Source organism: Paludibacterium sp. B53371 (genome assembly GCF_018802765.1).
GTDB lineage: Bacteria > Pseudomonadota > Gammaproteobacteria > Burkholderiales > Chromobacteriaceae > Paludibacterium.
In genome coordinates this window covers 1,023,331-1,041,264 of the sequence record NZ_CP069163.1, presented here as the reverse complement: position 1 = coordinate 1,041,264, position 17,934 = coordinate 1,023,331, and the positions used below count along the sequence as shown (strand labels likewise).

Annotated in this window: 18 protein-coding genes; 2 read left to right on the top strand and 16 right to left on the bottom strand. The window is 61.7% G+C overall.

Annotated elements, in window-relative coordinates; genetic code table 11:
* The first annotated feature begins 76 nt into the window (after positions 1-76).
* Positions 77-1,024: a LysR family transcriptional regulator gene (locus JNO51_RS04970; protein ID WP_215781916.1), complete on the top strand. Its 948-nt coding sequence runs from the start codon at positions 77-79 to the stop codon at positions 1,022-1,024.
* Between the two features lie 85 nt (positions 1,025-1,109).
* On the opposite strand, the gene aspA is transcribed toward JNO51_RS04970, so the two are convergent.
* From aspA to pepP, 12 genes are all read right to left on the bottom strand, one after another.
* On the bottom strand, positions 1,110-2,510 hold the full coding sequence (gene aspA / locus JNO51_RS04965) for an aspartate ammonia-lyase (RefSeq protein ID WP_215781915.1): 1,401 nt from the start codon (positions 2,508-2,510) through the stop codon (positions 1,110-1,112).
* A gap of 177 nt (positions 2,511-2,687) precedes the next feature.
* Complete coding sequence (locus JNO51_RS04960; protein ID WP_215781914.1) at positions 2,688-3,599, bottom strand: LysR family transcriptional regulator; 912 nt, start codon at positions 3,597-3,599, stop codon at positions 2,688-2,690.
* Between the two features lie 18 nt (positions 3,600-3,617).
* The gene (locus JNO51_RS04955; RefSeq protein WP_215781913.1) at positions 3,618-4,643 is read right to left on the bottom strand and encodes an LD-carboxypeptidase; all 1,026 of its coding nucleotides are present in this window, start codon (positions 4,641-4,643) and stop codon (positions 3,618-3,620) included.
* A gap of 170 nt (positions 4,644-4,813) precedes the next feature.
* Entirely contained in the window at positions 4,814-6,247 is a 1,434-nt protein-coding gene (locus JNO51_RS04950) for a DHA2 family efflux MFS transporter permease subunit (protein WP_215781912.1), read from the bottom strand.
* Between the two features lie 94 nt (positions 6,248-6,341).
* Positions 6,342-7,742 (bottom strand): ATP-binding cassette domain-containing protein, encoded by a 1,401-nt coding sequence (locus JNO51_RS04945; protein ID WP_215781911.1) that lies wholly within the window; start codon positions 7,740-7,742, stop codon positions 6,342-6,344.
* A gap of 156 nt (positions 7,743-7,898) precedes the next feature.
* Positions 7,899-8,159 (bottom strand): acyl-CoA-binding protein, encoded by a 261-nt coding sequence (locus JNO51_RS04940; RefSeq protein WP_215781910.1) that lies wholly within the window; start codon positions 8,157-8,159, stop codon positions 7,899-7,901.
* Between the two features lie 68 nt (positions 8,160-8,227).
* Positions 8,228-8,614 (bottom strand): hypothetical protein, encoded by a 387-nt coding sequence (locus tag JNO51_RS04935; protein WP_215781909.1) that lies wholly within the window; start codon positions 8,612-8,614, stop codon positions 8,228-8,230.
* 45 nt (positions 8,615-8,659) lie between these two features.
* Positions 8,660-8,833 (bottom strand): hypothetical protein, encoded by a 174-nt coding sequence (locus tag JNO51_RS04930; protein ID WP_215781908.1) that lies wholly within the window; start codon positions 8,831-8,833, stop codon positions 8,660-8,662.
* 243 nt (positions 8,834-9,076) lie between these two features.
* Positions 9,077-9,820, bottom strand: a complete 744-nt coding sequence (locus tag JNO51_RS04925) for a DsbC family protein (RefSeq protein WP_215781907.1) — start codon at positions 9,818-9,820, stop codon at positions 9,077-9,079.
* 11 nt (positions 9,821-9,831) lie between these two features.
* Positions 9,832-10,983: a UbiH/UbiF family hydroxylase gene (locus tag JNO51_RS04920; protein WP_215781906.1), complete on the bottom strand. Its 1,152-nt coding sequence runs from the start codon at positions 10,981-10,983 to the stop codon at positions 9,832-9,834.
* Complete coding sequence (locus JNO51_RS04915; protein WP_215781905.1) at positions 10,980-12,152, bottom strand: FAD-dependent monooxygenase; 1,173 nt, start codon at positions 12,150-12,152, stop codon at positions 10,980-10,982. Before JNO51_RS04915 ends, JNO51_RS04920 begins: the two co-directional genes overlap by 4 nt.
* A gap of 17 nt (positions 12,153-12,169) precedes the next feature.
* Positions 12,170-13,459 (bottom strand): Xaa-Pro aminopeptidase, encoded by a 1,290-nt coding sequence (gene pepP, locus JNO51_RS04910; RefSeq protein WP_215781904.1) that lies wholly within the window; start codon positions 13,457-13,459, stop codon positions 12,170-12,172.
* 242 nt (positions 13,460-13,701) lie between these two features.
* Here pepP and JNO51_RS04905 point away from each other — a divergent pair, with 242 nt between their 5' ends.
* Complete coding sequence (locus JNO51_RS04905; protein ID WP_215781903.1) at positions 13,702-14,880, top strand: hypothetical protein; 1,179 nt, start codon at positions 13,702-13,704, stop codon at positions 14,878-14,880.
* Between the two features lie 72 nt (positions 14,881-14,952).
* Here JNO51_RS04905 and JNO51_RS04900 read toward each other — a convergent pair whose 3' ends face one another.
* From JNO51_RS04900 to fliQ, 4 genes are all read right to left on the bottom strand, one after another.
* Positions 14,953-15,684 carry a YebC/PmpR family DNA-binding transcriptional regulator gene (locus JNO51_RS04900; protein WP_215781902.1) on the bottom strand — a complete coding sequence of 244 codons (732 nt, stop codon included), beginning with the start codon at positions 15,682-15,684 and terminating at the stop codon, positions 14,953-14,955.
* Between the two features lie 172 nt (positions 15,685-15,856).
* Entirely contained in the window at positions 15,857-16,810 is a 954-nt protein-coding gene (locus JNO51_RS04895; protein WP_215781901.1) for a hypothetical protein, read from the bottom strand.
* Between the two features lie 65 nt (positions 16,811-16,875).
* On the bottom strand, positions 16,876-17,655 hold the full coding sequence (gene fliR / locus JNO51_RS04890) for a flagellar biosynthetic protein FliR (protein WP_215781900.1): 780 nt from the start codon (positions 17,653-17,655) through the stop codon (positions 16,876-16,878).
* A 7-nt stretch (positions 17,656-17,662) separates the two neighbouring features.
* On the bottom strand, positions 17,663-17,932 hold the full coding sequence (gene fliQ / locus JNO51_RS04885; protein ID WP_215781899.1) for a flagellar biosynthesis protein FliQ: 270 nt from the start codon (positions 17,930-17,932) through the stop codon (positions 17,663-17,665).
* Between the last annotated feature and the right edge of the window lie 2 nt (positions 17,933-17,934).

The window sequence follows — 17,934 nt, the reverse complement described above, 5'->3', positions numbered from 1 at the left end:
TGCGTCATTGAATGGCGCAAGTATAGTGACGTCATATATATTCTAAAAATCGATAGATTTAATCCTGAAAATCGAAATGGATAATATTAACGGACTGCGTCTGAGACGCCTGGATCTGAACTCGCTGGTGGTGCTGCATACCCTGCTGCAAACGCGCAGCGTCAGCCTGAGCGCCCGACAGCTTTGCCTGGGTCAACCCGCGATCAGTCATGTCCTCAAGCACCTGCGCGAACAGTTTGCCGACGAGCTCTTGTATCGTCACGGTCGCGGCATGGCCCTGACACCATTGGCGCAATCCTTGAGCCAGCCGCTGGCGGCATGGCTGGGCGAGGGACAACGGCTGTTCGCCAGCCAGCAGGCATTTGACCCGAGCGAGGCGCAGGGCACCGTACGGCTGGCCATGCCCGACCTGCTGGAGGCCATCCTGCTGCCGGGCATGCTGCAAGCCATGCAACATCAGGCCCCGCAGCTGAATCTGGCGATCGAAGCCATGCCGGCGGCGCAGGTAGAGGGAGCGCTGGAGGAAGGCCGCATCAGTGCGGCTTTTGGCTACTTCCCCCGCCCGGGGCGTCAGTGGCAGCATTTGCCGCTGTTCAAAACCAGCTTTATCGCGCTGTATCACCCGGCACTCATCAGCCTCCCTCCCACAGTGGGTCTTGCCGATCTGGTGGCCATGCCCCATGTACACACCTCCTATGTCGACGAGGGAAGCGGACTGATTGAGCAGGTCATGACCAGGCGAGGTCTGCCGAGACGGGTGGTGGTGCATGGCGCGGGTCTGCTGGCGCTGCCGGTCTTGCTCGAGACACTGGCAGCCGTCGCCGTTCTGCCACAAACCATGGCGGCGTGGCTCAGACAACACCACCCGATGCTCTGCCAGGTGCCGGTTCTGGACCCTGAGATGCAAATCGAAATCGAAATGGTCTGGCATACCCGGCTGGCCAGCGACCCCTTGCTGGGCTTTGTGCGCGGGATCGTGTCGCAAGAAGTGGATCGCCGCTTTGCCGGGCCGCTGGCAGACTGACATAAAAAAACGGCAGACCCGCAAGAGTCTGCCGTGAAGAAGTGTCCGGCGCCAGGACAGGACCGCCGGACAAGGGTGAATCCGATTACTTGACCCAACGCGGCTGGGTCAGGGCCTCCGGCTGCAACACCGCATCCAGTTCCTTGCGGGTCATCAGGCCACGCGCCAGCACGATTTGTGCCACGCTGCCGCCCTTGGCATGCGCTTCGGCGGCCACTTCGTTGGCTGCCGAGTAGCCGATGAACGGGCTCAGCGCCGTCACCAGACCCACGGAGTTTTCCACCAGACGACGCAGGTATTCGCCATTGGCGGTAATGCCGCGCACGCAGTTTTCGGTCAGGGTGTCGCAAGCGGCGCGCAGGTGGTTGACGCTGCGGAACACGCTGTAGGCAATCACCGGCTCGAAGGCGTTGAGCTGCAGCTGGCCACCTTCTGCGGCAAAGCTGACGGTCACGTCGTTGCCGATCACTTCGAAGGCCACCTGGTTGACCACTTCCGGGATCACCGGATTGACCTTGCCCGGCATGATCGACGAACCCGCCTGACGGGCCGGCAGGTTGATTTCGCCCATGCCGGCACGCGGGCCGGAGGACAGCAGACGCAGGTCATTACAGGTCTTGGACAGCTTGACTGCCACGCGCTTGAGTACGCCGGACAGTTGCACAAAGGCGCCACAGTCCTGAGTGGCTTCGATCAGGTTCGGTGCCGTGATCAGCGCCAGGCCGGTCAGACGTGCCAGATGCTGGCAGATCAGGCGGGCATAGTCCGGGTGGCTGTTGATGCCGGTCCCGATGGCGGTCGCGCCCATATTGATTTCATGCATCAGGGTGCAGGCTTCTTCCAGACGCTGGCGGTCTTCGCCCAGCATCACGGCATAGGTCTGGAACTCCTGGCCGAGCGTCATCGGCACGGCGTCCTGCAGCTGGGTACGGCCCATCTTCAGGATGTCCTTGAACTCCATGGCCTTGTCGGAGAAGGCATTCTGCAGGTTCTGCATCGAGGCGATCAGGCGGGCCACACCGAAGCAGCTGGCCAGACGCAGCGAGGTCGGATAGACGTCGTTGGTGCTCTGACTCAGGTTGACGTGCTCGTTGGGGTGCAGGAAATCGTAATCACCCTTCTTGTGGCCAAGAATTTCCAGCGCCACGTTGGCAATCACTTCGTTGGCGTTCATGTTGGTGGAGGTACCGGCCCCACCCTGGATGACGTCCACGACAAACTGATCATGCCAGCGACCGGCGCGAATCTGTTCGCAGGCTTCGATGATGGCATTGGCGATCTTGTCATCCAGCAAACCGAGATCGCGGTTGGCCATGGCGGCCGCCTGCTTGATGGAGGCCAGCGCGATGATCAGGTCGCTGTAGGCAGAGATCGGCTTGCCGGTGATGTTGAAGTTTTCCAGCGCACGCAGGGTATGCACACCCCAGTATGCTTCGGCCGGGACTTCACGTTCGCCAATCAGGTCATGTTCGACGCGGGTACTCATTTTTGTTTCCTTGTCCACAACGAGGGTTGATGGAAACACTCTAAGCCGCGTCACCGGCAACTGGCCAATCCCGATTATCGATTTGTCCATGCATTAAATGCATAGATCATCCGACTGTCGCCATGACAAAGGCGCATGGCATTTATGCCATGCGCCCTTTTCGTATACGAGAACGTACTATACGGCTGGATATTGTGTCTGCAGGTACTGCCAGAAAGCATCCAGCGCCGGCCGGCTGCGCTTGAGATCTCGATAGAGACGGATCTCCATCGCCACGCCCCAGCGGGCATCGGCGGCCAGCGCCAGCTGGCCGGCCTGCAGCTCACGCTCGACCGTACTGTCCGGCAAAAATGCCACACCGTGCCCTTCCAGCACCATGTTCTTCAGCCCCTCGGCCATGTCCGTTTCGTAGCGCTGATGCAGATGGCAGGGTTCCGGGGCATTCTCCATGATGAGTTCCGTCATCAACCGGAAATAGGCATTGGCGGCATAGCCGAGAAACGGCAGCGGTGCCCGTGCCTGGCCCGGCAAACGGAAGGCCGGCTGCCCGTCTTCTTCACGTCGTGCGTAAGGCATCAGATGCTCGATCCCCAGATTCAGCCCGGCATAGCGATCGCCGGACAGCTCAACCGGCTGCTTGGGGTGGTGATAGCACATCAGCAGGTCGCAGCCACCTTCGACAAAGGCCAGCAGCGCATCATGCACATTGCTCGCCTGCAGGCGGCAGGACAAATCGCCGAAGCCGCCTTGTACCTGCGACAGCCATTTGGGGAAGAAGGAAAACGACAGGGTATGCGGTACGGCAAACTCCATGGTGTCTTCCGGCAAGGGGCGCATGCCCTGCATCAGCGCACGGGTGGCGTGAATCTGATTGAGCATCGCCACCGCCTGTTCCTTGAACACTTCGCCGGCCGGCGTGAGCCGTGTCGGATAGCTGCTGCGATCGATCAGATCGCAACCGACCCAGCTTTCCAGCGCCTTGATGCGGCGCGAGAAGGCCGGCTGGGTCAGATGGCGCGCCTGCGCCGAACGGGTGAAGCTGCCGCTTTCGGCCAGCACGATGAAATCTTCCAGCCAGCGAGTTTCCATGGCGTGTGGGTTCTTTCCTTACTGAGTAGTGGCCGCGTTGGCGGTCCAGGCTGCGGGCAGGCGCTTGAGCGCCGGATAGCCGCTGACGTTGAGGGTGTAGCCGGTGGCATCGATGCGCAGTTCGCCCCGGGCACCGATGGGGATCGGCACGATGTCGGCAACATGACCAATCGGCAGGCCGCTGAGCACCGGGATGCCCAACTGGCGGGCCAGTCGATTGGCCAGCGTCGCCATGCTGTAGCCCTGCGGATCAAAACCATCGCTGCGCTGGGCACTGAAATGCCCCAGCAAAATCGCCCGCTGACGGCCGAGCACACCCGCCAGGCGCAACTGTTCGAGCATGCGGTCGACCTTGTAAACATCTTCGCCGACATCCTCGAGGAACAACAGGCCATCCTGCGGCTGCGGCAGATAGGGCGTGCCAACCAGGCTGACCAGGGTCGAGAGATTGCCGCCCCACAGGGTGCCGTCCAGCTGGCCGCTGGCCATGGACTGAGGAACATCGATGCGCAGGGTGTAGTGATCATGCGTCAACACCTCGCGCAGCCACTGCTGAGTGAAGGCCGACAGCGGGCTGGCACCGAAATCGGCATACAACACCGGTCCGGACAGCGAGATCACCCCGGCACGAGCCAGCAAGGCCAGTTGCACGGCCGTATTGTCGCTGTAACCCATGACCAGGGTACCGGCGGCGCGCAGGCGCGGGCCGAGGCGGGCGTAGTCGAGCCGGTCCAGCAACTGGATGGCGCCAAAACCGCCGCGCGTCGCCATGATCAGATCGGGCATGGGCAGGGACGGATCGGCCAGGGCATTGAGGTCGGCAGCACGCTCATCGACCGTGCCGGCAAAACGCGATTCGCGCCGTGTCAGTGCGGGCAGGTTATCCAGCTGGAAGCCCAGGGACTGCAGGGCAGCAACCCCGCGCTCGACGCGGGCACGGTCGGTCATCGGCCCGCCAAGCGCCATCAGGCGCACGACCGGTGCCGTTGCCGGGGCACGCCCCGGCTGCGCGGGGGTGGAGCAGGCAGACAACAGATGACTCATGACAAGGACGGTTCCCAGTTTCAGGACCCGCCGGCGATCGTCGTGAAAGGGACTCAGCGACATGCAGGACCTGTCCGTTGGTGAATGCCCGACATTACATCATGGAACGCCCCGCCCTTGGCAAGTCTGTCAGCATTTTTACCACCTCAGGCATCGTCATTTGACATGCGTCAGTGACCGCCGGCTGCCACAGGGCGCACCGCATGCGCTGCGCCATCCTGTGGTTTGAGACGCAGGAAGATCAGCGTCGAAAGCAAGGTCAGCCCGGACAGCAGCACAAAGGTGGCGCGAAACGCTGGCGTCAGTGCCGCGCCCTGGCTGACATGCGCCGGGTGAAACAACTGCAGCGCACTGGCCGAAATCGCCAGACCAAAGCTGACCGACAGTTGTTGTGCCACACTCAGCACCGTATTACCCATGCTGGTATGACGCGAACTCAGGTCGGCCACTGCCAGGGTATTCATGGCAGTCATCTGCATTGAGCTGACCCCGCCGAACAATACCAGCGATGGCAGCATCCAGGGCAGTGGCATGTCGGCAGCAAACAGCGCAAAAGACGCAATGCTCAGCACGGTCAGCAGACTGGTCACGATCAGGGTGCGGCGATAGCCAATACGCGGCAGGCCCCGGGTGATCAGCGGCTTGGCGAGAATCGCGGCCAGGGCCACCGGCGCCAGCATCCAGCCGGCAGTATCGGCACCGTAGCCGAAGCAGACCTGCAGCAGCAGCGGGATCAGCAGCGTGATGCCACCGGTGCCGAGACGACACAGGATATTGCCGAAGATGCCGATGCGGAAGCCACGGGTCTGGAACATCGCCAGATCAAAAAGCGGCTCGGCATGCCGGCGTGCATGACGCACATAGGCCAGCAGCAGCAGGGAGCCGGCCAGCAAGGCCGGCAGGGCCAGCACCAGGGCATGGGCGGCGCCGATCAGGTCCAGGCCAAAGGAGAGTCCGACCAGGGCAAAGGCAAACAGCAGGAAACCGGGCCAGTCGAAGGGATGGTGCGGCGCCTTGTGATCGGACATGACGCGTGGCGCCATCAGCAAACCGACTAGGCCGATCGGCAGGTTGATCAGGAAAATCCAGTGCCAGCTGGCATGGGTCACCAGCCAGCCGCCCAGCAAGGGGCCCAGCACGGGGCCGAGCAGGCCCGGCATGGTCACGGTACTCATGACGGCCAGAAACTGGCTGCGCGGATAACTGCGCAGCAGGGCCAGACGGGCGACCGGCATCATCATGGCGCCCCCCACCCCCTGCAGCACGCGCATGGCCACCAGCATCGGCAGCGAGCCCGACAGGGCGCACAGCAGGGAGCCCAGGGAGAACAGGCCGACCGCCGCCATGAACACGCGCCGGCAGCCGAAACGATCGGCCAGCCAGCCGCTGAGCGGGATCAGCAGCGCCACGGTCAGCGCATAGCTGATGACGGTCGACTCCATCTCCAGCGGCGAACGCTGCAGATCGGTGGCAATCGCAGGCAGGGCGGTATTGAGAATGGTGGTGTCCAGCATCTGCATGAAAAAAGCCGTGGCGGCCAGCCAGGGCAAGGCATCATGCGGGCGTGGCCCCACCCCTGCCGTGAGGGTATCGGTTGAAGCCATGAGTCTCTATCCAATAGTTACCTAATAATAATAACATTATGGATATCAACTTGCCGGCCCTCTTCACAATTGCTAACCAGCAGTGGCACTGGGTTTACAAATTCAGGCGCCGCATTTCCCCCAGTTGTTGCACCAGTGCCTCATCGTGGCTGATCAGCAGCAGGGTGCCCGGATAGTCATGCAGGATCGAGGTCACATGCTGGCGCGCCCGGCCATCCAGGTTGTTGCTGATCTCGTCCAGAATCAACAACTGTGGTGGACGAGCAGCCAGACAGGCCAGCGACAGCCGTGCGCGCTCGCCACCAGACAGGGCACGGACCAGGGTCTGCACCGCGCCATCACCACGAAACAGGAACCGGCTCAGGTGGTGGCGCAGCGCACTGGGCGCCCAGTCGGGAACCGTCTGCTGCAATACCGCCAGGACAGTCTGGTCGGCGGGCAGGTTGGCATAGTGTTGATCGAGATAGCCGATCTCCTGCCTTGGCGGTGTCTGCCACTGTCCACCCAGACGCAAGGCCGTCTCGCCGAGCAGTGCGCGCGCCAGCGTGGATTTGCCGCTGCCGTTGGCACCACCGAGCAGCCAGCGCTCGCCCGACCGGATCACCAGATGCAGTGGTCCGGCGATCACTCGCTCATGGCCAATCAGGCCATCACTCACCTGCACCACCGGTCCCCGGGCATGTCGGGCTTGCGGGGGCAGGAAAAACGCCGGACTGATCACCTCGCCAGGACTGAGGCGCGCCAGTTCGTCCCCCAGCGTCTGTTGCCGAGTCAGTAGGTCAGCCCGGTTGTCGACCGCCGTGGTGTTGCCTCGCCCCAGCTTGGTCGCCGACTTGACGGTCGCCCAGCGCCGTTCGCGGATGGCCTTTTCACCGCGCTGACGGGCATGGCTGGCTCGCTGTTGCTCCTGCATCAACCGCTGGTGGGCACCCTGCTGTTCGCGCCGCAGCAGGTCGCGCTGCCGTTGCAGGGCGGCATGCTGGCCGGCACGTTCAGCCAGGTAGTCCTGATAGCGGCCGTGAAACACCCGGATCTGGCCATCGGCGACGATCCACAGGGTGTCACACAATGTGTTCATCCAGGTTTCATCGTGCGTGACCAGCAGCAATCCGCCGTGAAAATGCTGCAGCATGCGCAGCATGGCACGGCGGTTGGCGGTATCCAGATGATTGCTGGGCTCGTCGAGCAACAACAGATCGGGCTGTTCTGCCAGGGCCTGGCTGAGCGCCTGGTTCACCCGCTGGCCGCCACTGAGCTTCAGGTCACCATCCAGTACCTGTGGCACATGGCCCAGACGCAGCAAGGGCTCCATCTGCAGCCGGCCCTCGGAGGGTGACTGCAGGCCGGCCAACATTCGCAGCAACGACGATTTGCCGCTGCCGTTATCACCGACAATGGCAATGCGGCAGCCCCAGTCCAGTTGGCCGGAAAATTCGCTGAAGCAGGTTTTATGGGGGAAGACAAGGCTCAGGCCTTGCCATTGAATCATCGACATGAACACCTCCCGCAGGATGGGCAGTAAAACGTGGGTTGCCCGTTATCGGGCGGTCAGGTGCGCAGGCTCATTTCGACGAATCCTTGAAGGGTAATGATTGAATGGAGGTATTTCAAAACAAAAGAGGGGGGACCAGCCCCCCTTTGTCACGCGTGATCAGGCTTCGAGCAGGCCCTTGACCACGTCGATGTAGCCTTGCATGGCCTCATCGGCAGAGGTGCCCTTGAGCTTTTCCCAGGCATCGAACTTGGCGCGGTTGATGAAATCCATCATGCCGGGACGTTCGCCATGGGCATCGCCTTCGGTCGCCTGCTTGAACAGGGCGTAGAGCTGCAGCAGGGTCTGATTGTCCGGGCGCTCGGACAGGGTTTTGACATCGGCCTGAGCCTGGGTGAACAGGGTTTGCAGATCAGACATGTTTCTTCCTTGATGTTGTATTGTGTTAGCCCAACGGCATTAATATACACGAAAAACACCCGGTTTCATCATCCCTGCCAGGCGCTGGTAGCGCCTTGCTCCAGCCAGCTGCGAATCAAACCGGAAAGAAAAGGTTGCTGCGCATTCTGCAACCCGGCCAGACTGAGCAGCTGCCCGTCCGGCCGGACCAGAGCCGGCAGCAGGGCCGGATCGACGTCAGGGCTGCCCGGCAACAGATAGACGGTGAGATCCGGCAAGTGCGTCAGCGCCTGCTGTAATGCGCCCACAGGGTGGCCACCGCTGAGCAAGGCAAGTTGCAGATTGCCGTTTCCCTGCGTGACGACACCGGCAGAGGACAGCGGCAAATTTCGCCAGCGCCCCTGCTCCAACCAGGCGGCATGTGCCCGGGTCAGATCGAGGCCATCACGCAGATCGATCAGATGTCCCCAGAGCACAGTCTTCCGGTCTGGATCGGCATAGACAATCTGTCCGGCGTCCAACTACAGCTCATCCAGCCCGGGAAGCGGGCTGGTGCTTTGATGCAAGACACGCCATCCACCCAGTTCTTCCTCACGCCCTCCCGGCAGGGTACAGCTGTTTGCACACAGGATCAGATAACGTCCCCCTCCTGCCAGATAGCCGACTTGTCCATTGCTAAAAATCATGGGCTGCATGCCTTGCCCCGAACCCGACTCTCGGCTTGCCTGTTGCCTTGCCTGTTGCAACACATCCCCACGGCCATCTGTCAGAAAAGCCCTGTGCGGTGCAGGATGGCAGGCACACAGCAACAGACAAAGCAGCAGGACTCTGAACATGAAAAAATCTTCCGCATCGACCATCGAGGCGGAAGATTTTAGGGAGGGATGACAGCCAAATCCTGATCAATAACCCGACAATAACCGTCCGAATTGACCGACTCAGCGCGCGTCGAGCAGTTGCTCCAGCTGAGCCTTGGGAATCGCGCCGGCCACCAGGCGCCCATTTCCGAAGATCAGGGCCGGCGTGCCATTTACCCCCAGCTTTTCACCCAAAGCCAGGTTTCGCTCGATCGGCGTCGCGCACTTGCCTTCGCCAACCGGCTTCACGCCATCATCCATCCAGGACTTCCAGGCCTTGAGAGAATCTTCAGCACACCAGATTTGCTGCGATTTGTGCAACGCATCCGGATGCAGCTGGGTCAGCGGAAACAGGAAGGTGTAGATGGTGACATTGTCCACACCGGCGAGACTCTGCTTTTCCAGCTGGTGGCAGAACGGACAGTCCGGATCGGTAAAGACCGCCAGCTTGCGGGCGCCGTTGCCGCGCACTTCCTTGATGGCATCATTCAGCGGCAGGCTATTCCAGGACACCTGGCTCAGATCGGCCTGACGTGCCTCGGTCAGGCTTTGACCACTCTTGACATCGATCAGATCGCCGACAAACAGATAGCTGACCTTCTGGTCGACATACACCACCTGATTACCCTGGACATCCACCTCATAAATACCCTTGAGCGGCGTGGGGCGCACATCCAGCACCTTGCGGTCGCTGAAACGTTGCTCGAAGGCCTTTTTCACCGCCGTCAGGCTGGCATTGCCCGCATTGTTGTCGGCATTGGCGCTGCAGGACAGCAGAGCCGGCATGATCCCGGCCAGCGCCAGGCGAATCAGGGTTTTGTTCATGTCTATCCTTGTTAAAAGCCCACCGCATGGCGGGCCAGTTGCCGCTTGAGCGGGGCGAGATGATTGACCAGCGACAGGCCACGGTTGCGCAGCTGCGCCAGCCCGGGCAAAGACGACTGGTGAAACAGCCGGAACAGACCATCGCAGGTCAACTGCATGGTCAGCACCGCCTCCTTGCGGCTGCGCTCGTAGCGGCGCAGCAATGCCCAGTCGCCGGGATCGCCCTGACGACCGATGAGCGCGGCCAGGGTCGCGGCATCCTGAAAACCGAGATTGACCCCCTGCCCTGCCAGCGGATGCACGGTATGCGCGGCATCGCCCAGCAAGGCCAGCCGGGGATGAATCACGGTCTGCGGACGCAGCAGGCGCAAAGGGAATGCGGCCGCCGGCGTCAGACTCTGCAGGGCGCCAAGGGCATGACCGCCCGCCGCCGAGACGGTCTCCGCCAGCTCGTCTGCCGGCATTCTGACCAATCGCTCGGAATCGGATGTAGACCATACAATAGAAATTCGGTTCCCGGGCAGCGGCAACCAGGCCAGTACCGCATCACCGAGGAACCATTGCCTGGCACAATCGCCGTGCGGCACTTCGCAGGCAAAGTTCGCCACCACCCCTGACTGGCCATAGGCCCGGACGGCCACTTCGATGCCGGCTGCCTGCCGCAGCCAGGACTGGGCGCCATCGGCGCCGGCCAGCAGTGCCGCCGTCAGCACCCGGCCATCCTCCAGCGTCAGCCTGGCCTGACCGGCCTGGCAGTCGCAGGCCGCGGCACGACCATGGATCACGGTGATCTCGCTGTCGGCGATGGCTCGCCAGAGCGCCGCCAGCATCCAGCGATTCTCGGCGATCGCCGCCAGTTCGCTTTCACCGATCTCGGCAGCACTGAAGGTCAGGCGGCCATCCCGGTCGCCACGCACATCCATGCTGGCGATGCGGCCGATCCGGCTGGCATCGGGCCAGGCACCAAGACGGGCGAGAAAATCGCGGTTTTGCGGACTGACGGCGTAAATGCGGGCATCCCAGCCTTGCATCAGCCCGTCCTGTCCCTGCGGATGCGGTTCGAGCAGGGCGACCGAGCGCCCCTGACGTGCCAGCGCCAGCGCCAGGCTGGCCCCGACCAGCCCGCCTCCGCTGACCAGGACGTCGAAATCTGTCTGACTCATTGTCCGGCTCCTACACCAAAGACCAGATGACCGGCAAAGCGCTTGCGCAGCGGGGGCAACGCATCCAGCAGATTCATGCCGGCCGCCCGTGCCAGCCCGAGCAGCGGGTCACGCGACTCGAACAAATGCATCAGGCCATGGGTAAAGCCGATGACAGCACGGGTGTCGCGCTGGCGTGCTGCGGCATGTCGCGCCAGCAAATGGGCGGCACCCGGATCTTCCGCTCCGTCAAGAATGCGGGTCAGGGCCATGGCATCGCGGATGCCGAGATTGAGTCCCTGCGCCGCAACCGGATGGACGGTTTGCGCCGCATTGCCGATCAGCACCACTCGCTGGCCGACGACCCGGCTGGCCTGCTTCAGGCGCAAGGGGAAGGTGGCCACCTCCCCGACGGCACGCACGGCCCCCATCCGGTCCCCAAAAGCCTGCTGCAGCGCAGAGGCCAACACCTCGGGAGCCGCCGCTTTCATCGCTTCGGCCTGTGCCGGGGAGCGGGTCCAGACCAGCATGCAGCCATCACCGTGAGGCAGCAGCGCCAGGGGTCCGTCCTGGCTGAAACGTTCGTAGGCCACGCCCTGGTGCGGCTGTTCGAAATGGACCTGCGCCAGCACGGCGGACTGCTGGTAGTCGTGCTCGCGACGACGTACACCGGGAAGGCGTTCGATCAGCGCCCCGCCCTCGGCCAGAATGGCCAGTCTGGCGGTCACGGCACCTTCATGGCCGGCTTCGCGATAACGCACGCAGACGTAGCCGGCCAGCGACTGCAGGTCATCGACCCGACAGCCCCACAGCACGGTCACCCCCGCGGCAGCCAGCCGGGCATCCAGCGCCAGGGTCAGTGCCGGATAATCGACCACCTGTCCCAGATGCGGCAGACCAACGTCTGCCGCCCGGATCAGCGTACGGCCCCAGCAGCCCTGCTGGGACACATGCACGGTATCGATCGCCGTGGCAGGCAAATCGTCCGGCCAGGCTCCTGCCGCCTGCAGCTGCTGCTGACTGGCACTGGACAGGGCGAGCGCGCGGGCATCGCGCAGCGGCTCACCGGCCTGGCGAGCCTCCAGCAGGATGACGCGCCGGCCCTGACGGGTCAGCAGCAGGGCGGCCAGGGCACCGGCCGGCCCGCCGCCGACAACGGCGACATCCGCATGCAGCAGAGCGGAAGACATGGCTTGCCGTGCCCCCATCAGGCCATCAATGCTTCAATGTCATCAATGCGCTTGGGCACTTCCGACGTGTAGATTTCACGGCCATCACGGGTAATCAGCACATCGTCCTCGATCCGGATGCCGATATTGTGCAGTGCCGCCGGGACATTGTCGGCCGGGCGGATGTAAAGCCCCGGCTCGATGGTCGTGCACATGCCCGGTTTGAATTCGCGCCACTCGCCGTTGACCTTGCGCTTGCCGACATCGTGCACGTCCAGGCCGATCATGTGGCCGACACCATGCATGTAAAACTGACGGTAGGCCTCCGACTCGATAATGCCGTCGACGGTGCCGCCGAGCAGCTTCAGGTCGATCATGCCCTGAGCCAGCACGCGCAAGGCGGCATCGCCCGGCTCGTTGAGGCGTGCACCGGGGCGCAGCGTGTCGATGGCTGCCAGCTCGGCCGCCAGCACGATCTCGTAGACATCCCGTTGTGCCGCGGTGAACTTGCCATTGATCGGGAAGGTCCGCGTGATGTCGCCGGCGTAGCCATTGAGCTCGCAACCGGCATCGATCAGCAGCAGCTCGCCATCGTTGAGCCGGTGGTTATTGCCGACATAGTGCAGCGTGCAGGCATTGGCGCCGCCGGCCACAATGCTTTCATAGGAGGGGAAGCGCGCCCCGTGGCGAATGAAGGTATGCAGCAGCTCGGCTTCGATCTGGTATTCATTCATGCCCGGGCGGGTAGCCTGCATGGCGCGCACATGGGCTTCGGCAGAAATCTTGCCGGCACGACGCAGAATGCCGATTTCGTATTCGTCCTTGATCAGCCGCATTTCGTCCAGCAGAGCGAGCACATCGCCAAAACGGGACGGGACTTCGACGCCGGTACGGAAACGGGCACGCAGCTCATCAAGCCAGCCATTGACGCGTACATCGAAGGAAGGATTGCGCCCCACCGGCCAGTGCACTTCCGGTTGGCCGGCCAGGATATCCGGCATGCGACTGTCGAGCTCACCGATCACATAGGCTTCGTCAAAACCGAATTCCTGTTTCGCGCCTTCCGGCCCGTAACGGAAGCCATCCCATACTTCGCGGTCAGGATCCTTTTCACGACAAAACAGGATGCTGCGCTTGTTGCTGGCATCCAGCACCAGCACGGCCCCCGGCTCGCCAAAGCCGGTCAGGTACCAGAAGTGGCTGTCAGGACGGTAGGGATAATGCGTATCGGCATTGCGAATGGCTTCGGGCGCGGTGGCCAACACCACGACACCGGAACCGATTTGTGCCATCAGGCGGGAGCGACGGTCTGCATGCATCTGTTTCATGGTCAGATTCTTTCGAGCTTGAGACGGCAGCCAGTTTACACCTGTATGAAGAATACGTGGGCTAATCGCCTGGCATTTTATCTGGCCGCCCCCCGTCCGAAGACCAGTCTCATCGCTGTCATGACGCTGCCGGAATCGGCTCACGCCAGAAATCTGGTGCAAGGCATTTCCGACTCGTCTGATCGGTCATTCGCTGAACCGCGCCCTACTCTTCTACCTTCGTTTACCAATGGGGATTCACTATGACTTTGAAGCGTATTCCACAACTCGTTCTGCTGATGGCCGCATCCGTATCCGGCGCGCAGGCCGCTCAGGCTGGCCAGATGACAGATCTTTCTCCCAATGGACACTTTGTCATCTACCAGGGTCTGTCTCTGTCTCAGGATGGCAAAACCACCTATGTGCAAAGCACAGCCAATGATGCCTTCCCGGAGAATACAGACCATGAGCTGCATCAGTACATCATTCGCGCTGGCGCACCACGCGAACTGACACTAACCGCCAGTGGTTATTCCGAATTTTCAGGGCTTTCCGGCGATGGGTCTACGCTGTTTGGCTGGAACCGCTCTGGCAATTGTGATCACATTGCAGCGATGGTCGACGTGAAGGGCGGGGACAGCGATTACCGCGCTCTGAGCCATGATGAGTCTGAAGTTCATGCTGCCTCGCGCGATGGCTCGGTTCTGGTGGGTAGTGTTCAGCGGGATGGCATCAACCATGCCGCGCTCTGGAAACATAACCGTATGGAACAGCTGGACATTCCCGGCAGTTCCAGTGCCACGGCCGTCTCTGCCAATGGTCGCGTGGTGACCGGGGTGGCCGACCGAATCGGTTTTGGCCAGCAAGTATTCCGTTACAGCCGCACCGATGGCCTGCAATACGCAGGTTCGCTGGGTGGCGCCACCGTGACGCCGAATGCCGTCTCGCGCAATGGCCAGACCATTGTCGGCAAAGCGGATACCCCTTCGTGGCAAAGTCACGCCTTCTATGTCGGACCAAATCAGTCGGCCACAGACCTGGGCACCTTTGGCGGTAATAACTCGGAAGCAACCGGGGTATCGGCCAATGGTCAACTGGTCGTTGGCTGGGCGGCGCTGAAGAACGGCGATCAGCATGCCTTCATCTATCAACCGGGTGGCAAGCTGGTCGATATCGGCACGCTGGGCGGACATTTCTCGATGGCGACGGCCGTTTCGGCTGATGGCTCGACGGTAGTCGGGGTTTCCTCAACCCGCTCGTATGTTGAGCATGCCTTCCGCTACTCGGTCAAGGATGGTGTCATGGAGGATCTCGGCACACTGGGCGGGGACATGTCCGCGGCGCTGGCAGTGTCCGCAGATGGCTCGACGATCGTCGGCAGCTCGGACACCCGCGACCAGGGACACGGGGTCTTCGTCTGGCGGCAGACAGCCAGGCAGTAACCCGCCACAGACAGCAAACAGCCCGAACCGGTCGACACCGGTTCGGGCTGTTTTTCCTGCCATTGGACCGCCTTACGCTTCGTCAGCGATTTCTGCCGAGGTGTAGACCTCCTGCACGTCGTCCAGGTCTTCCAGCGCGTCGAGCAGCTTCTGCATGCGAACCGCATCGTCGCCCGACAGCTCGGTAACGTTTTGCGGACGCATGGTCACTTCGCCCATCTCGGCCTTGAAGCCGGCGGCTTCCAGTTTGCCCTTGACGTCGGTGAACTCGTAGGGGCCGGTGATGACTTCGATCGAACCGTCATCATTGGTCACCACGTCTTCGGCCCCCGCCTCGAGCGCGGCCTCCATGATGGCGTCTTCATCCACGCCGGGCGCAAACACCAGATAACCGCAATGCTTGAACTGGAAGGCCACGCAGCCATCGGTACCCATGTTGCCGCCGTACTTGGAGAAGGCATGACGGACATCGGCGACGGTCCGGGTCTTGTTGTCGGTCAGACAGTCGACCATGACCGCAGCCCCGCCGATGCCATAACCCTCGTAGCGGATTTCGGCGTAATCGACGCCTTCCAGGCTGCCGGTACCGCGATCGATGGCACGCTGGATGTTGTCTTTCGGCATGTTGGCATCCAGCGCCTTGTCCACTGCCAGGCGCAGACGCGGATTGATATCGGCATCGCCACCGCCCATGCGGGCAGCAACGGTGATTTCCTTGATCAGGCGCGTGAAGATCTTGCCACGCTTGGCGTCAGCGCGTTCTTTCTTGTGCTTGATATTCGCCCACTTGCTATGTCCTGCCATAGTCGCCTCAATGCATGAAGGGCCGCCGGTCAGGGGACCGCGGCCCGGTTTGAATCCGGAACAGTTCGGGCGCACCCGGGGTGCCGCCCGATAAGTGCAGGCATTCTAGCAGTCCCTTGCCGTTTGCGCATTATCCGGCCCCGTCTTCAGACGAGGCCGAAACAACTCGGGATCAATGCTGCTTGAGCCAGGGCGTTTCCGGCGTCCAGAACAGCAGACCGGCCCCCAGGTAGCTGGTGGCGAAATCGGTGATTTCCTGCTTGCTGAACGGCTTGTGGGTTTTCGGATTGGTGTAGGTCAGCGTCGGCTCCTGAATGGCCATGGCCACCACCGGCAGTTTGCCTTTGTAGCGATTGAAGAACGGATAGGCATTCTTCATCTGCCCTTTCTTGTAGGGCACGACGTCCGGACCGCCCAGCCCGATATGGTTATTGGCAGCGAAGGCAAACAGCCGCGACATGTACTGGTGGTCGTTGTCCCACTCGCAGGGCCAGAAGTTGACGTATTGCACCACCAGCGACTTCTGGAAGGCACTGCGGGCGACCTGCATGTTCTGGACTTCGGCATTGAAGTAGCGGTCGCAGCTGAAGCCGGTCTTGTCATGTTTCTGGTCAATGTCGATGGCGGTTTCCGGCAGGTTGACACCGTAGACCTTGCCGTCGAAGCGAGCCGCCAGTGCCTTGAGCAGCGCCTGGTAGCGCTTCTGCACTGCCGGGTTCCACTGCTGCGCCACCCAGCCCATGGCCGGCGCCTTGCCCTGCCCCGGGTTATCCACCTGCGGCACGATGCCCCCCTTGTACTCGGGCGCGGTCATCAGATAGGCGGGAACATTTTTCGCCGTCGGTTCGAAGAAGCGATCCTGAATCTGGATGAACAGCTTTTTGTCCATCTTCTGCACATAGGCCAGATCGGCCTCAATCGCCGAAAAGTCGTACTCTCCCTTGCCCTTTTCCAGGTTTTTCCAGTTGTACACCACCTGCACGCCGGCAATGTCGCTGCGCGCCAGCTTGTCATGCAGAGTGGCCAGCTCGCCCGAACTGGCGAAGAGGAAGTTGACCGGCTCAGCCTGTGCGGCAAAGGCGGACAGGGACAGACACAGGGCGGCGGCCAGGGACGTCAGACGCATATAGTTCATCCAAGAATAATAAGTGAGCTTAGTAGACCATCAAAAAGCAGAGGGAGTTCGGCCGCTCAATGCACCACGCGGAACATTTCCAGCGCAAAAGCAAAGCTCTGACGGTAAAACTGCTCGATCAGCGGCACCATATTCGGCAGAGACAGATAGAGCGCGATAAAGCCGATCGAGAGGGTCAGCGGAAAACCGAACGACATGATGCTGAACTGTGGCGCGGCGCGGGTCATGACACCGATGGCCAGGTTGGTCATCAGCAGGGCGGCCATGACCGGCAGGGAAAGCCACAGGCCCCAGAGAAAGAGATGACCGCCCCATTCTGCCAGCAGACGCCAGGTGACCCAGGGCACGGACTTGCCGATCGGCATGACCTGAAAGCTGTCCACCAGCGTGGCCAGCACGACCTGATGGCCATTGAAGGTCAAGAACAGCAGGGTGACGAACAGGGACAGCAAGGTGGCGATGGTCGGTACCTGGGCACCGTTCTGCGGGTCGAACATGGTGGCAAAGCCCAGGCCCATCTGGTTGGCAATCAGCAGGCCGCCCAGCTCCACCGAGGTCATCACCAGACGCATGACAAAGCCGATGCCCAGACCGATGAGCACCTGCTGGATCAGGGTGGCGATCCCTTCGGCAGACACCAGCGGAATGACCGGGAATTTGGGCAGGATCGGCGTCACCAGAATGGTGAGAAAAATGGCAAACCCGGCCTTGTAGGTGCGCGGCACATTGCGCGAGGCATAGACGGGATCGGTCATGAAAATGCCGGTAATGCGGGCAAACGGCCAGATGAACAGACCCAGCAGGGCATTGATTTCCTGATCGTTGAACGTGACCATGCCGCCCTTATCCGATCACGTTGGGGATGCTTTTGTACAGGCGAATGGTGTAGTCGACCAGGGTACTGATCATCCACGGACCAGCCAGCACCAGCGTGACAAACAGCGCCAGCAGCTTGGGAATGAAGGTCAGCGTCATTTCGTTGAGCTGGGTCGCGGCCTGCATGATGCTGATGAACAAACCGACAACCAGCGAAACCAGCAATACCGGCGCACTGATCAGGATCAGCGTGTAGAGGGCATTCTGGACAATGTTGACGACCATTTCCGGACTCATGT

Coding starts and splice junctions, on each gene's coding strand:
- JNO51_RS04970 (WP_215781916.1), top strand. CDS start 77: ATGGATAATATTAACGGACTGCGTCTGAGACGCCTGGATCTGAACTCG.
- aspA (WP_215781915.1), bottom strand. CDS start 2,510: ATGAGTACCCGCGTCGAACATGACCTGATTGGCGAACGTGAAGTCCCG.
- JNO51_RS04960 (WP_215781914.1), bottom strand. CDS start 3,599: ATGGAAACTCGCTGGCTGGAAGATTTCATCGTGCTGGCCGAAAGCGGC.
- JNO51_RS04955 (WP_215781913.1), bottom strand. CDS start 4,643: ATGAGTCATCTGTTGTCTGCCTGCTCCACCCCCGCGCAGCCGGGGCGT.
- JNO51_RS04950 (WP_215781912.1), bottom strand. CDS start 6,247: ATGGCTTCAACCGATACCCTCACGGCAGGGGTGGGGCCACGCCCGCAT.
- JNO51_RS04945 (WP_215781911.1), bottom strand. CDS start 7,742: ATGTCGATGATTCAATGGCAAGGCCTGAGCCTTGTCTTCCCCCATAAA.
- JNO51_RS04940 (WP_215781910.1), bottom strand. CDS start 8,159: ATGTCTGATCTGCAAACCCTGTTCACCCAGGCTCAGGCCGATGTCAAA.
- JNO51_RS04930 (WP_215781908.1), bottom strand. CDS start 8,833: ATGCAGCCCATGATTTTTAGCAATGGACAAGTCGGCTATCTGGCAGGA.
- JNO51_RS04925 (WP_215781907.1), bottom strand. CDS start 9,820: ATGAACAAAACCCTGATTCGCCTGGCGCTGGCCGGGATCATGCCGGCT.
- JNO51_RS04920 (WP_215781906.1), bottom strand. CDS start 10,983: ATGAGTCAGACAGATTTCGACGTCCTGGTCAGCGGAGGCGGGCTGGTC.
- JNO51_RS04915 (WP_215781905.1), bottom strand. CDS start 12,152: ATGTCTTCCGCTCTGCTGCATGCGGATGTCGCCGTTGTCGGCGGCGGG.
- pepP (WP_215781904.1), bottom strand. CDS start 13,459: ATGAAACAGATGCATGCAGACCGTCGCTCCCGCCTGATGGCACAAATC.
- JNO51_RS04905 (WP_215781903.1), top strand. CDS start 13,702: ATGACTTTGAAGCGTATTCCACAACTCGTTCTGCTGATGGCCGCATCC.
- JNO51_RS04900 (WP_215781902.1), bottom strand. CDS start 15,684: ATGGCAGGACATAGCAAGTGGGCGAATATCAAGCACAAGAAAGAACGC.
- JNO51_RS04895 (WP_215781901.1), bottom strand. CDS start 16,810: ATGCGTCTGACGTCCCTGGCCGCCGCCCTGTGTCTGTCCCTGTCCGCC.
- fliR (WP_215781900.1), bottom strand. CDS start 17,655: ATGGTCACGTTCAACGATCAGGAAATCAATGCCCTGCTGGGTCTGTTC.
- fliQ (WP_215781899.1), bottom strand. CDS start 17,932: ATGAGTCCGGAAATGGTCGTCAACATTGTCCAGAATGCCCTCTACACG.